General features: G+C 60.0%; 11 protein-coding genes. All 11 read right to left on the bottom strand.

All coding sequences use genetic code 11. The annotated features are described in order from the left end of the window. Window positions 1-19: 19 nt before the first annotated feature. The 11 genes from secF to INF35_RS02815 all read right to left on the bottom strand — a co-directional run bounded on the left by secF (window position 20) and on the right by INF35_RS02815 (window position 12,466). A complete protein-coding gene (gene secF, locus INF35_RS02765) occupies window positions 20-2,344 on the bottom strand; it encodes a protein translocase subunit SecF (RefSeq protein ID WP_193500007.1) in 2,325 nt (774 codons plus the stop codon). 47 nt (window positions 2,345-2,391) lie between these two features. Next, a complete protein-coding gene (locus tag INF35_RS02770; protein ID WP_193500008.1) occupies window positions 2,392-3,672 on the bottom strand; it encodes an aminotransferase class I/II-fold pyridoxal phosphate-dependent enzyme in 1,281 nt (426 codons plus the stop codon). A gap of 364 nt (window positions 3,673-4,036) precedes the next feature. After that, entirely contained in the window at window positions 4,037-4,798 is a 762-nt protein-coding gene (locus INF35_RS02775; RefSeq protein WP_193500009.1) for an ABC transporter ATP-binding protein, read from the bottom strand. After that, window positions 4,791-5,807: a FecCD family ABC transporter permease gene (locus INF35_RS02780; protein ID WP_193500010.1), complete on the bottom strand. Its 1,017-nt coding sequence runs from the start codon at window positions 5,805-5,807 to the stop codon at window positions 4,791-4,793. The genes INF35_RS02775 and INF35_RS02780 overlap by 8 nt, the downstream gene beginning before the upstream one ends. Continuing rightward, window positions 5,773-6,756 (bottom strand): ABC transporter substrate-binding protein, encoded by a 984-nt coding sequence (locus INF35_RS02785; protein WP_328740310.1) that lies wholly within the window; start codon window positions 6,754-6,756, stop codon window positions 5,773-5,775. Before INF35_RS02785 ends, INF35_RS02780 begins: the two co-directional genes overlap by 35 nt. Before the next feature lie 18 nt (window positions 6,757-6,774). After that, on the bottom strand, window positions 6,775-8,217 hold the full coding sequence (cobA, locus tag INF35_RS02790) for a uroporphyrinogen-III C-methyltransferase (protein ID WP_193500011.1): 1,443 nt from the start codon (window positions 8,215-8,217) through the stop codon (window positions 6,775-6,777). Continuing rightward, window positions 8,214-8,822: a precorrin-2 dehydrogenase/sirohydrochlorin ferrochelatase family protein gene (locus tag INF35_RS02795; protein WP_193500012.1), complete on the bottom strand. Its 609-nt coding sequence runs from the start codon at window positions 8,820-8,822 to the stop codon at window positions 8,214-8,216. The genes cobA and INF35_RS02795 overlap by 4 nt, the downstream gene beginning before the upstream one ends. A gap of 258 nt (window positions 8,823-9,080) precedes the next feature. Further along, window positions 9,081-9,905, bottom strand: a complete 825-nt coding sequence (locus INF35_RS02800; protein WP_193500013.1) for an anti-sigma-I factor RsgI family protein — start codon at window positions 9,903-9,905, stop codon at window positions 9,081-9,083. Further along, window positions 9,898-10,380 carry an RNA polymerase sigma factor gene (locus tag INF35_RS02805; protein ID WP_193500513.1) on the bottom strand — a complete coding sequence of 161 codons (483 nt, stop codon included), beginning with the start codon at window positions 10,378-10,380 and terminating at the stop codon, window positions 9,898-9,900. The genes INF35_RS02800 and INF35_RS02805 overlap by 8 nt, the downstream gene beginning before the upstream one ends. A 536-nt stretch (window positions 10,381-10,916) precedes the next feature. Next, window positions 10,917-11,942, bottom strand: a complete 1,026-nt coding sequence (locus INF35_RS02810; RefSeq protein ID WP_193500514.1) for a DUF4825 domain-containing protein — start codon at window positions 11,940-11,942, stop codon at window positions 10,917-10,919. After that, the gene (locus INF35_RS02815; protein ID WP_193500014.1) at window positions 11,939-12,466 is read right to left on the bottom strand and encodes an RNA polymerase sigma factor; all 528 of its coding nucleotides are present in this window, start codon (window positions 12,464-12,466) and stop codon (window positions 11,939-11,941) included. Before INF35_RS02815 ends, INF35_RS02810 begins: the two co-directional genes overlap by 4 nt. Window positions 12,467-12,500: the final 34 nt, after the last annotated feature.

Raw genomic sequence — 12,500 nt, forward strand, 5'->3', positions numbered from 1 at the left:
CCGTTAGGTGTCGGATGTGTCAGGAAGCCTTTTTGGGCAGGCGGGCGGCCTTTTTGCCGCGGGTCTTCCAGTCAACCCAGAGCTGGGTGGCAATGCACATGGTGCTGTACACGCCGCTGACCATACCGAACATCAGCGGCATGGCAAAGGTAAAGATGCTCTCCAGCTGGAAGACCATGGCCACCACGCAGACGACGCCCAGGGCGACGCAGGTGGTGATGGAAGTCATCAGAGAGCGGGAGAAGCTCTGGTTGATGGACAGGTTGACCAGTTCGGGCAGGGGCATCTTCTTGCCGTAGAGGGCGGTGTTCTCGCGGATACGGTCGTAAATAACGACGGTATCGTTGATGGAGTAGCCCAGAATGGTCAGCATGGCGGCAATAAAGTTGCCGTTGAGCGGAATGCGGAAGATGACGAAGGCGCCGTACACCACAAACATATCATGCAGCAGAGCCACAATGGCCATGCTGCCCGCCGGCCAGCCGCCGATCTTGCGGAAGCGGAAGGCAATATAGATGAGGATAAGCACACAGGCCGCAGCCACGGCGACCAGGCTCTTGGCAAAGAATTCGTTGCCGATGGTGGCATCCACGTTGCTGATCTCATTCTGGACAAAGTCGTTGTCCGGGAACTGTTCGTTCAGAGTATTCAGCAGCGAGTCCACATCCTCGGTGGTGAGGGTGGTGGTGCCGGGCATGGTCAGGGTCATGGTCTGGTTGCCGGAAATGTCGTTGCCGGTCTGGACCGTGGTGTTGGAAACGCCCAGGGTGGACTCTGCCGCCGATTTGACAGCGTTGACATCCGCCTCGCCCTGATAGCCCATGGTGACCATGGCGCCGCCCTTGAACTCAATGTCCATGGAGACGCCGAAGACCACAGAGAACACCAGAACCACTGCGATCACAATGCAGGAGAAAGTATAATACTTCTTGCGGTTGCCGACGAAATTGATCTTGGGGGTCTTCCAGACTTTGGCGGGGTCTTTCTCGCCGCCGTACAGCCAGGGATTGCGCAGCGCCTTGATCTTGGAGGCACCGCGAATCATGACGCGGGTCGCCCACACGCCAAAGACGAAGTTCAGGATCACGCCGGTCAGCAAAGTGAAGCCGAAGGAGTAGATGGTGCCGGCGGTGGATGCGCCGAACCAGGTGAAGATGGCGGTGAACACCTTGGCCCAGAAGCCGTCGGTGGGACCGAAGGCACCCATCAGGATGGCCGCCACAATGACGATGGTGACGTTGCCGTCAATAACAGGAGTCAGGCCCATGCGGAAGCCGCTGGAGATGGCGCCGTCCAGAGTCTTGCCTTTGGCCAGCTCTTCACGGATGCGCTCGGCGGTGATGACGTTGGCGTCAACGCCCATGCCCACGCCCAGAATGATACCGGCAATGCCGGGCAGAGTCAGCGTGGAGCCGGAGAAGACCGAGAAGTAACCGGAGACGACTGCCAGCGTTGCGGTGACCTGGCCCAGCAGAGAAATCACAGCCAGAGCACCGGGCAGACGATACCGGAAGATCATCATGACGGCGACCAGCACAAAGGCAATGATGCCGGCCATGACCATAACATCCAGGCTGCGGGCGCCCAGCGTCGGGCTGATGGTGGAGAAGCTCTCCGCCTCCAGAGCAAAGGGCAGCGCGCCGGAGTTGATCTGGTTGGCCAGAGTCTCCACTTCCTCGGCGGTGAAATTGCCCTCAATGATGGCATTGCCGTCGGTAATGGCGGAGTTGACGGTGGCGGTGCTGATGTTTTCATCATCCAGCCAGATGCTGATGGTGCCGCCCTCCTGGTACAGGCGGGTGGTTGCCTCGGCAAACGCCGATGCGCCATCGCTGGTAAAGGAAAGCTGGACCACATAGCCGTTGGTCGAATCATATCCCGGAGAGGCGGACTCGACCTGGTCGCCGGTCAGGATGACATCTCCGTCGGCAGAGCTGCCTTCACGGAAGACCATCTCGGCGGTGGTGCCGATCTCGTCAATAGCCTGCTGCGGATCAAAGTCCGACTCGTCGCTCTTCCAGGGGAAGCGGACGATAATACGGTCTTTGTTGGCGTCGACATAGCTCTCATAGTCGGTGATGCCAAGGCCGACCAGACGGTCGTTGATAACGGTCTGCGCCGCCTGCATCTGGGCGTCGGTGGCGTCAACATCCCCTGCCGGGACAAAGGTCACATCCACACCGCCCCGGATATCAATGCCGAAGCGAATGTCCGACGCACCCTTGATATAGGTGTTCTTGATGTCGCCATACTGATAGCTGACACCGCCGATTGCCGTCCACGCAAAGACGACGATCAGAATCGCCACGACAATAAAGTGCCATGACTTTCCTTTTCTGCTCATAGGTACCTCCAAATTTCGCCCACGCGGGCAAGACTTCTATTTCCAGCTTACTCAGCCTGCTCCAGCAGCTTTTCCACAACGGCAAGCCGCACGCAGACGGTAAGCAGAACAGACGCTTTTTCGACTTCATCCAGGCTGGGATAAGTCGGTGCAATGCGCAGATGGGAATCCTCCGGATCGCGGCCGTAAGGGAAGGCAGCGCCCGCGCCCGTCAGGACCAGACCGGCATCCTTGCACAGCTGGGCCACACGCTTGGCACAGCCGGGCATGACGTACAGGCTGATGAAGTAGCCGCCCTTGGGGTTGGTCCAGTGGGCGATATCGCCGCAGGGCGTCAGCTCCTGGGCAAAGGTAGTCTTGACTGCGTCAAAGCAGGGAGCCAGACGGCGGCGATGCTTCTGCATATGGGCCAGAACGCCCTGCTTGTTCTTGAGGAAGCGGACATGACGCAGCTGGTTCATCTTGTCGTAGCTGATGATCATGACCTCAAAACGCTTGCAGACGTATTTCATGGAGTTGTCGCTGCAGGCCAGGGCGGAGACACCGGCGCCCGGGAAAGTGATCTTGCTGGTGGAGGTGAACATGAAGACGCGGTCCTCATTGCCGTACTTGCGGCTCTCCTCCAGCAGAACGGGAGTCTCGATGATCTCGTCGGTGAGGTGATGGACAATGTATGCCTCATCCCAGAAAATCTTGAAGTCGGGGGCCGCGGTCTTCATGGAAGCAAAGCGGCGGACCGTCTCATCGCTGTAGGTGTAGCCGTCGGGGTTGGAGTACTGGGGCACGCACCAGATGCCCTTGATGGAGGCATCCTCGGCAACCAGCTTCTCGATCATATCCATGTCGGGGCCTTCCGGAGACATGGGGATGTTGATCATCTCAATGCCGAATTCCTGGGTGATGCGGAAGTGACGGTCATAACCGGGCACCGGGCAGAGGAACTTGGGCTTCTCCACCTGGGACCACGGACAGGGAGAATCCTGGAAGCCGAAGGTATATCCGATGCTGACCAGGAAGTACATCAGCTGCAGGCTGGAGTTGCCGCCCACAAAAACATTCTGAGGCTGAACGCCCATCACGTCGGCAAACAGAGCACGGGCCTCCTCAAGGCCTTCCAGATTGCCGTAGTTGCGGGCATCGGTGCCGTCGCTGGCAGTGTAGTCCTCCATCTTGAGCAGATCCATGGCCAGATCCATCTGGTGAGGGCCGGGCTTGCCCCGGGCCATGTTCAGCTTGAGGCCCATAGCCTTGAAATCGGCGTAGGACTTCTCCAGGTTGGCCTTTTCGGCCAGAAGCTGCTCTTTTGTCATGTTGCGATATTCAGACATCATGCATCCCCCTATTCTTTCCGTGTTGCGTACACTTATCATATGCCGCCTGCGCGTTCCCCTCTAAAAAAATGCGCAGCAACAGACATACATTAAAGTATAAACGAAAAGACAAAAAGTTACAAGCATTTTCGCCATTTTTTCAAGTTTAAAAATAAGTTTTTCGCCCGGAAAGAATGGGCAATGCTCAGAAAATTAAGTTTCGGGGTCAAAAAAGCAGTATAAAATAAGTTTTCACGGTGCGGTCCGGCGGAATGCTATTGATGTATATTCAAACAGCCATTTTCATCAAAACGTCCCGGGCGGCATCTGCCGCCCGGGACGTTGGTCGTCTCAGCTGGTTGGTTTGCCGGTGCCTCCGGCGTCACAACGGGGTACAGTAATATTGCCTGCCTTCCGGCGTGTCCACCGCATGCACGGCAACCCCGAAGGCCGCTTCCAGTTTTCCGGAAGCATAGACTTTCTCCGGCGTGCCGGCTGCCATGACCCTGCCCTGATGCATAAGCAGCACATCGTCGGCGTTGCGCAGCACCGCTCCCAGATCGTGCACCACCATAACCACCGCCTTGCCCAGCTCAGCCAGACGCCGCGCCAGCTCCATGACCTCCATCTGGTTGCGGATGTCCAGATAGGTGGTGGGCTCATCCATGAGGACCGTTTCGGTATCCTGGGCCAGAGCCATGGCAATGTAAACTTTCTGGCGCTGGCCGCCCGAGAGGGCCGACACGTTTTTCTCCGCCAGCTCCCCTGCCCCGATCCAGTCCAGCGCCCGGCGTGCCGCCTCATAGTCCCGGGTACGGTACCGCCGCGGATAGGACAGATAGGCAAACCGGCCGTGGAGGACCATCCGCAGGGCGGTGATCTTCGGCACATTGCGGCTCTGGGGCAGATAGGCGATCTTCTGCGCCGAGAGATGAGGCGGCAGGTCGGGCACCGAGATGCCGTCCAGCAGTACCTGCCCCTCCGTGGGGTGGTGCAGCCCGGCCAGCGTCTTGAGCAGCGTGCTCTTGCCGCAGCCGTTGGGCCCGATGATGCCGGTCACCCGGCCGGGGGTAAATTTCGCCGTAACGCGGTGCAGTACCTCGGCACCGCCGTAGCCTGCACAGAGATCCCGTGCTTCAAGCATGACGGCCCCCTCCTCTCCTGGCCAGCAGCAAAATAAAGAAAGGTCCGCCGATAAAGGACAACAAGATGCCCACCGGCAGCTCATAGGGTGCAAAGAGCAGCCGGGCAGCCAGGTCGCACATGGTGACAAGACCCGCTCCGCACAGCGCACACATGGGCAGCAGGCTGCGGCTTTCGCTGCCCACAAATTTGCGGGCGATGTGCGGCACGATCAGTCCCACAAAGCCCAGCACCCCGGCAAAGCTCACCGTTGCCCCCGCCAGCAGCGCCGCGATGGCCAGCAGCAGCGTCCGGGTGGCGGATACCCGCATGCCAAGGCCCCGGGCGGTGTCTTCCCCCAAGGCCAGAACGTCCAGCTCATTGCAGAGGGTAAAGGATACCGCCAGAGCAGCAAGAATCAAAATGGCTGCCGGCAAAAGCCGATTGAGGGATACTGAGGAGAAGCCCCCCACCCGGAAGTCGGCGCTGCCCAGGGCGGCGTCGGGAAAGAGGGTGGCGATGGCCTCGGTAGCGGCATTGAGAAAGGTGCTGACTGCCACGCCCCCCAGAACCACCGTCATGCGGGAGGCTCCCGTCCGCCGCGCCACCAGCACAACGATCATGACCGCGGCCATGCCGCCGCCAAAGGCCATGCCCGCCACCGCCCAGCCTGCCGCCGCACCGCCTGCGGCACAGCAGATGGACACGGCCAGTCCAGCTCCCGCATTGACGCCGATGATGCTGGGGGAAGCCAGCGGATTGGCCAGTACCGCCTGGATGATGGCGCCCGAAACGGCAAGGCCCGCCCCCGCCAGCAGGCAGGCCGCCGTGCGGGGCAGCCGCACATACCACAGAATGCGCGACGCCGCCCCGGCTCCCGGCCCGGAGACAATGGCCTGCCACAGCTCGGGCAGAGTCAGGCCCGCAGCTCCCAGGCAGATGCTGAGCAGTGCCGCCGCAAGGCAGATGAGCCCTGCCAGGGCAAAGGTCCGGCTATCATGCCGGGTAGAGGATATCGGCGAGGTTTTCATAGGCTTCTCCCCAGCGATCATTGGGTTTGAGGTTATAGAGTTTCTGGTCCATATAATAGAGGCGGCCCTCCTGGACGGCGGTCAGGCCGCTCCAGGCAGGGTTGTCCAGCAAAAGGGCATTCAGGTTTTCCCGGATGGCCTCGGCGTCGCTGCCCTGCTCCACCACAAAGATATAGTCCGGGTCCGCCTGCACGATGCGCTCGAGACTGAGCTCCTCCAGCAGGCTGCCGTCCTGATCCGCAATGTTGACGCAGCCCAGGTCGCTGAGCATCTCTCCCAGCACATTGCCCTCGCTGCCCTTGACCTTGACGCTGACCGCCGTGGCCCGCAGGTAGACCACCGTGGGTGCACTGCCATCCGCCCGGGCCACCGCCGCATCGATCTGCGACTGGACATCCAGCCCGTTCTGCTGGTACAGATCCTGCCGCCCCGTCAGATTGGAACAGACTTCAAGCATGTGCAGATAGTCCTCAAAGGTGTTGACATCGAAATAGGCCGTGGGGATCTCCGCCGACTCCAGCGTTTCCATCCAGTCCAGATCCAGCTGGGTGTTGGTGCTGGCAATGACAAAGTCCGGCTCCACCGCAAAGAGCTTTTCCAGGCTGAGCTCGGTGGTGGCACCCAGATTGACCACATCCTCTGAGAGGTTCAGATCAAACTGCGTCCAGGCGTCGTTTGCCGTGGCCACGAGATCGCCCCCCGCCAGCGTCCACACATGGGCAAAGCTGCCAATGAGTGCCGCCACCCGCCGGGGCTGGCAGGGTGCCGTGACCGTCCGGCCCAGGTCATCCTCAAAGGTCAGCATTTGTGCGCTGTCCATGGCGGTGTTTCCGGTTTCCGCGGAGGCGGTTTCGGTGGTTGCCGCAGGAGGGGTGGAGGCCGCGGGAGCCACACAGGCTGTCAGGGCGGCCGCAAGGGCCAGAGCAAGGCAGATGTTGCGAAGTTTCACTGTTGTTCTCCTTTTGATTCAGACGGTTTGCGGCAAATCTTTGAGGACGGCCTGCACAAGTGACGATGCCAGGGTATCCTCCGCGGTCAGTGCACGGGTATGAAGGGATGCCTCCGCCGCCGTGACGGGACCGATGCAGACAGCAGCCTTTGCGGGGGCCTTTCCCCCTGCCGAGAAATAAGCCTTCACGCCGCCTGCGCTGCCAAAGACAAGGTAGTCCGCCGTCATCGGTTCCGGCGGGAGGGTCCCGGTGCGGTAGAGCGCCAGCGTGCGGCAGGCAATGCCTGCCTCCTCCAGCGCAAGGCGGGGCGCCGGACTGCACTGCTCTGCCGAGGCAAGCAGGACATCGGCCCCCCGGCAGCTTTGGGCAAGCAGGGTCCCAAGGGCGGCAGTGTGGTGGTGCTCCGGCATCAGGTCGGCAGCAAATCCGCAGTCGTTCAAGACCTGTGCAGTACGGGGGCCCACCGCCGCGAACCGAACGCCGGCCAAACGCCGCAGATCGATTTTCGCCTGCCGAAGCAGGGCAAAGAAAACCTCAACCCCGTTGGGGCTGGTGAAGGCAATCCAGTCCGGCATGGTGGCAAGGGCACCGGACAGCTGTTCCGGTGTGCAGCAGGGTTCCAGAATGCTACGCTGCATATCCACTGTGCGAGCCCCGCAGGCGGCAAAGGCCTGACGGGTACGGGTACGGAACTCCGCTGTACCCGTGAGTCCCACCGTCACACCGGACAGCGTTCCCCCGCCCTGCCACAGATCCATTCCGGCGCTGCCTCCGATGACGATCACTGCGGGTGGAGTGACCGATGCGGCGCGCCCGGCAATATCCGCAAGGGTACCGCGCACGGTCTGTGTGCCGCAGACTGCCGCCGGGGTCCGGGGCGGCATGCCGGCCTGGACCAGGCGTTCCGCCAGACGGGGCAGGTTTTTCAGGCCCATGAGAAACACCAGAGTACCCTCCAGACCCGCCAGCTGTTCCAGGTGTTCCGGCAGACCGTCGGCCGTGCCCGCCGTGTGGGCCGTAATGACATGAAAGCTGCGGCTGAGCCCCCGGTGGGTCACCGGAATGCCGGCTGCCGCCGGAACGGCCACCGCCGAAGTGACGCCGGGCACCTCCTCACAGGCGATCCCAGCCGCGCGGAGGGCTTCCGCCTCCTCTCCGCCCCGGCCGAAAACAAAGGGGTCCCCGCCCTTGAGCCGGCAGACCGTTTTGCCCTGCTGCGCAAGAGCGATGAGAAGCTCATTGATTTCCGACTGCGGCATACTGTGATGTCCGCTGCGCTTGCCCGCAGAGATTTTTTCCGCGTCGGGGCGGGCCATCTGCAGGAGGTCCGGGTCCATCAGGGCATCATATACCACCGCGTCCGCCGAAGCCAATATCCGCATGCCCCGCAAAGTAATCAGGTCTGCCGGGCCGCAGCCCGCTCCCACCAGAAATACCCTGCCCTGTGTTGTCTGCATCATCGCACGGTCCTTTCCATCTCATCCGTTTCAGCGGCGGTGAGGGGTGCCCCCTTCTCCAAAGCTGCATCCAGGCAGGCATGCAGAAAAGCTGCCCGCTGCCGCTGTTCCGGGAACCGCTGCTTTGCCCGTTGCCTCAGGTTTTCCATCTGGGTGAGGATCTCCTCAAAAGTATCCGGGATGGCATCATCCAGGCGGTCCCGCACCCAGGCTGCCGCCGCCGGGCTTGCCCCGGATGTGGAGATACCCGCCACCAGGGAGCCCCGACGCAAGATTGCCGGGAACGCCGCATCCTCTTTCTCCGGATGTGCGGCACAGTTGAAGGGAATGCCCGCACTGCGGCAGGCCGCCCGCAGCTGCCGGGCCGTCTCCGGGTCACCGGTCGCGTCCACCACCAGGGCCATGCCCTGTACATCCTGCGGGCGGACCGCCCGGGCTTCCCGCCGAACGTCAAGGGAGTCAAAGCCGGCCACAAACCGGAGGGAAACCACCTTTACAAGGGCTCCTGCCTCCAGCAGACTGCGGGCTTTGCGCTGTGCCGTCGTTCCTCCCCCCGCCACAAGGCAGGGCCGTCCCCCAAGCTCTATCATGATTGGAAACCATGCCAAGGTTTTCCCTCCTTTCCCGGCGTCGCCGACTGCCAGTTTTTTCATTGCGGTACTATCTTACCATGTTATGACGCCGCATGCAAACACTCACAAAAGCATCGCACCTGCGTCTGATTATTTCACTTTTTCATGGTTGGACAGCTTTGTATTTTTTGCAGAAAGAGAGGCCGGACTCCTATTTGCGGGAGTCCGGCCCCTCTGTTTCAAGTTTCACTTTATCTTTTTATCCCGGTCCGGTGATGGGCTTTTTCGTCTCTCTCAATCGTCCCAGCCGTGATGGCTGCCTTCGCCCCAGTGTTCTCCGTCATGGTGCTCCTGTTCCCCATAGTACATGCCGCCGGCACCATTGCCATTGCTCTGGCCGGCATTTCCCGGTGCATCCTCCGTGCTCATCTGCGGCTGGACAGATTCGCCGGTGGCTGTGCTCAGGGCGTTGATCCGGTCCCAGATTTCCTGCATGGTCATATCGGCCACCGCTTCGGGTGTGACAGACGGGTCCAGCGCCTTCAGCTGGAGATAGGCGCGATACTTGCCGCAGGAAAGTCCCAGTGCGTGGGCATCCTCGGAGGTATCCTCGTACGCATGGAAGCAATGCATGTTTTCCGAATGGGAGGTGCAGTCCTCCATATCCGAAAGCACCCGGGTAGTCTGTTCCCCGTCCGGGCCGATGACGCCGATGGTCAGCACCGCATCCCCGGACATCAAAGATGCTACCATATCGCTGCTGAGGATCAGCTCAACCGCCTGGTTGTATTCCAGATTGTTCAGGTCCAGGGAATCCAGCAGCGCCTGTCCGTCATCATTATACCCGGTCGTGGAGATCACCCGGTCAAAACGGTTGATACCCAGTTCAAGCGACGGACTGATGTCAATGCTGATCTCCACCGTGGGAGTAAAGTAAAGCCAGCGCCCCGCCAGAATCACCAGCACCAGGCAGGCCGCCGCCGGGATCATGCGCAGATATCCGGGAGTTCCCGCACGGGTGTAACCCCGGGTCTTCTGCCGCAGGAAGGCACGGGTACTCGCCTTGAGCGATTCCTCCGCATGGACCTGATCGAATGCCTGTGTAATCCTGTCACGCATCAGTCTCACCTCCCAGCCTTTCCCGGAGCATCTGTCTGGAACGTGCCAGAAGCGTATAGATCGTGTTCACGTTCTTGCCCAGAATTTTGCTGATCTGGGGCGCAGAATACCCTTCATAGTAATGCAGGTATATGACATCCCGGTATTTTTGCGGCAGCGACAGCACTGCCTCCAGCACCTCCCGATGCTCGGGTGCAGCGGGGGCCGCCTGATCCATCAGCGTATCCAGAGAGGTGGTACGACTGCGGAAAAAGCTTTTCAGCAGATCCTTGCAGGCGTTGATGGTGACCCGGATGATCCAGGCACGCTCATGCTCTTCGTTTTCAAACGCCACGGAACTGAGGGCATACTTCAGAAACACCGTCTGAAATATGTCCTCAGTATCCGCATAGTTTTTCAGATGAATCATGCAAAGCCGCCGAACGGTATCCGCATACCGGTCAATCGCTCTGTTTATCTCCTGTTCGCTCCGCATCTTGAATCTCTGCATTCCTCCCGGCAGCCGTTATGGTGTCCCGCACCGGACCATGCTGCCCTATTGCCGCAGCCGTCGTGGTTTGCGCTGTGATTATCACACAGACCGTCGCCGTCTGCGTCCACGTAGTTCGAGCAGCTGCTGGTCTGGCAGACACCGCTCAGACAGAATGCATTGCCTTGGCCGTTGTGCATCCCTGACGCAAACACCGTCGTTGCCCCGATGGAAAGAACGATCCCGGCTGCAAGCACACCCAATAAAATTCGTTTCATATGGATTCCTCCTGATTTATCTTTGATTGCCTTTGTTCGTCTTCAACCTGAATACGACTGGCACAGGGGAATCCTTTCACTTTCTTGAAAAAAATTATAATTCTCGAAAAAAGATGTTTGGGGCTGTGCTTTCCCCATCTGTACTTTCTATTGTAATGCGGTTGCCCATGATTGGCAACCGTTCCGGCCATGCCCTGATCTTTTCAGGTCCTGCCGGCGCATTCTGTACAGCAGTTTCACTTTACACATTGAGTAAGGCGCTGTTCAGGAAAGGATATCGCACAGAATCTGAAACTTGACCGCATCGTCGCCATAGGTTTTCAGGCTGGAATACTGGGGATAGTCGGTCTGATATTTCTGGTTGTAGCTGTCTGTCAGACTGCCGAGGCTCTCCTCCGCCTCCCACTGCGACAGCGTAAAAGTCTGCTTTTGCCCGTTTTCCATCCGGCAGGTCCAGCTTACCTCACCCAGATTTCCCACCAGTGCCATGGCCTGACAGGCTTTTCGGTTCATCTCCTCACTCAGCTTTTCCACTTCGCTCTGGGTGAAGCTCCCGGCAAATTCCAGTGTCCATCCATATGGCTCCTCCGCACTCTGGAGCACCGAGGTAAACGGCCCGCAGTCTTGGGAAATCTGCAGCGCCTCCGCAACCGCCAGGAGAGCCGAAGGGGCCCCCATATAGGGTGTTTTGGTCTCCCAGATATGCAGCGTCTTCGGCTGGACCATGATTCCGTTTTGCCAGATGGTTTCTCCACACAGGGTGACAGTACCCGTCTCGGTAAGGGGCAGCTCCACCTCATACCGGGAACCGCTGATTCCCGGCAGCGGCAAAACCTGCCGGGCATTCAGCGACCAGGAGTTCTCCCCTTCCTGCCGCTGCCGCCAGCCCACATACGCCACGCCGGACCACTCAGAGTCCACCTGAATATGCAGTCCTGTCTCAGTCTCGGTCACATTCCAGAACATACCGCCCAGATCGGCCGCTTTCCCGATCCAGAAGGTTTTCACTGCCAGAACCACCAGCAGGACGGCGGCTGTGCCCGCGACCGCCATCCACACTCTCCGGCGGGTTTTGCGGCGCACACTGCGCAGGTAGTCCAGCTCGCGGCGCTCTGTGCCCTCCGGCCCGGCGGAAGCTTCCGGTGCTTCCATTGCATTTTTCCGTGCAGTACAGTCCGGGCAGCATTTCAAATGCCGGTCAACGGCCTCCCGGGTCTGCTCATGCACCAGATCATCCACGTACAGCGGCAGAAGATCCTGTACTACTTCACAGGTCAGATCGTTCTTCATTCCGGCTTCTCCCCTTTCTTGTCTGTGTCGCTGATTTTCAGCCGCAGCTTTTCCTTGCCGCGATAGAAATTGACCCGTGCCCAGGTCTCGGTTTTCCCCATCACATCACCGATCTGGCGGAAGCTCAGCCCGCCGAAGGCTCGCAGATAGACAATCTCCCGCTGCGGGTCCGGCAGCTGATGGATGCTGCGGAGCAGTTCCAAATGGCCCTCCCGGGCGATGATATCTTCCTCCACCGAGGGAACCGCCAGTTCCGCCTCCACATCCGGCCCCAGCTCCACAGCGGCGGGCCTTCGGCCCCGGCGGCGCAGCTCCTGATACCACAGATGCTTGGCAATCTGGCACAGCCAGACCGAAAGTTTACAGCTTCCGTCATACCGCTCAATGGCGGCCACCGCACGGCTGAATGTCTCCTGCGTCAGTTCCTCCGCCAGGTGAGCATCCCGCGTCTGAGACAGCAAAAAACGGTATACCGTGTCGGCATATCGGCGGTAAACCTCATCCATGCCGGTCTGCTGTGCCATATTGCCTCCTCCTTTCCCCGCAGGTTTTGCCTTT

Source organism: Gemmiger gallinarum (genome assembly GCF_014982805.1).
Taxonomy (GTDB): Bacteria; Bacillota; Clostridia; order Oscillospirales; family Ruminococcaceae; genus Gemmiger; species Gemmiger gallinarum.

Bases quoted from the DNA above. Each gene is read 5' to 3' on its own strand.
- INF35_RS02815 (WP_193500014.1), bottom strand. From the start codon at position 12,466: ATGGCACAGCAGACCGGCATGGATGAGGTTTACCGCCGATATGCCGAC.
- INF35_RS02810 (WP_193500514.1), bottom strand. From the start codon at position 11,942: ATGAAGAACGATCTGACCTGTGAAGTAGTACAGGATCTTCTGCCGCTG.
- INF35_RS02775 (WP_193500009.1), bottom strand. From the start codon at position 4,798: ATGCTTGAAGCACGGGATCTCTGTGCAGGCTACGGCGGTGCCGAGGTA.
- INF35_RS02770 (WP_193500008.1), bottom strand. From the start codon at position 3,672: ATGTCTGAATATCGCAACATGACAAAAGAGCAGCTTCTGGCCGAAAAG.
- cobA (WP_193500011.1), bottom strand. From the start codon at position 8,217: ATGATGCAGACAACACAGGGCAGGGTATTTCTGGTGGGAGCGGGCTGC.
- secF (WP_193500007.1), bottom strand. From the start codon at position 2,344: ATGAGCAGAAAAGGAAAGTCATGGCACTTTATTGTCGTGGCGATTCTG.
- INF35_RS02805 (WP_193500513.1), bottom strand. From the start codon at position 10,380: ATGCGGAGCGAACAGGAGATAAACAGAGCGATTGACCGGTATGCGGAT.
- INF35_RS02800 (WP_193500013.1), bottom strand. From the start codon at position 9,905: ATGCGTGACAGGATTACACAGGCATTCGATCAGGTCCATGCGGAGGAA.
- INF35_RS02780 (WP_193500010.1), bottom strand. From the start codon at position 5,807: ATGAAAACCTCGCCGATATCCTCTACCCGGCATGATAGCCGGACCTTT.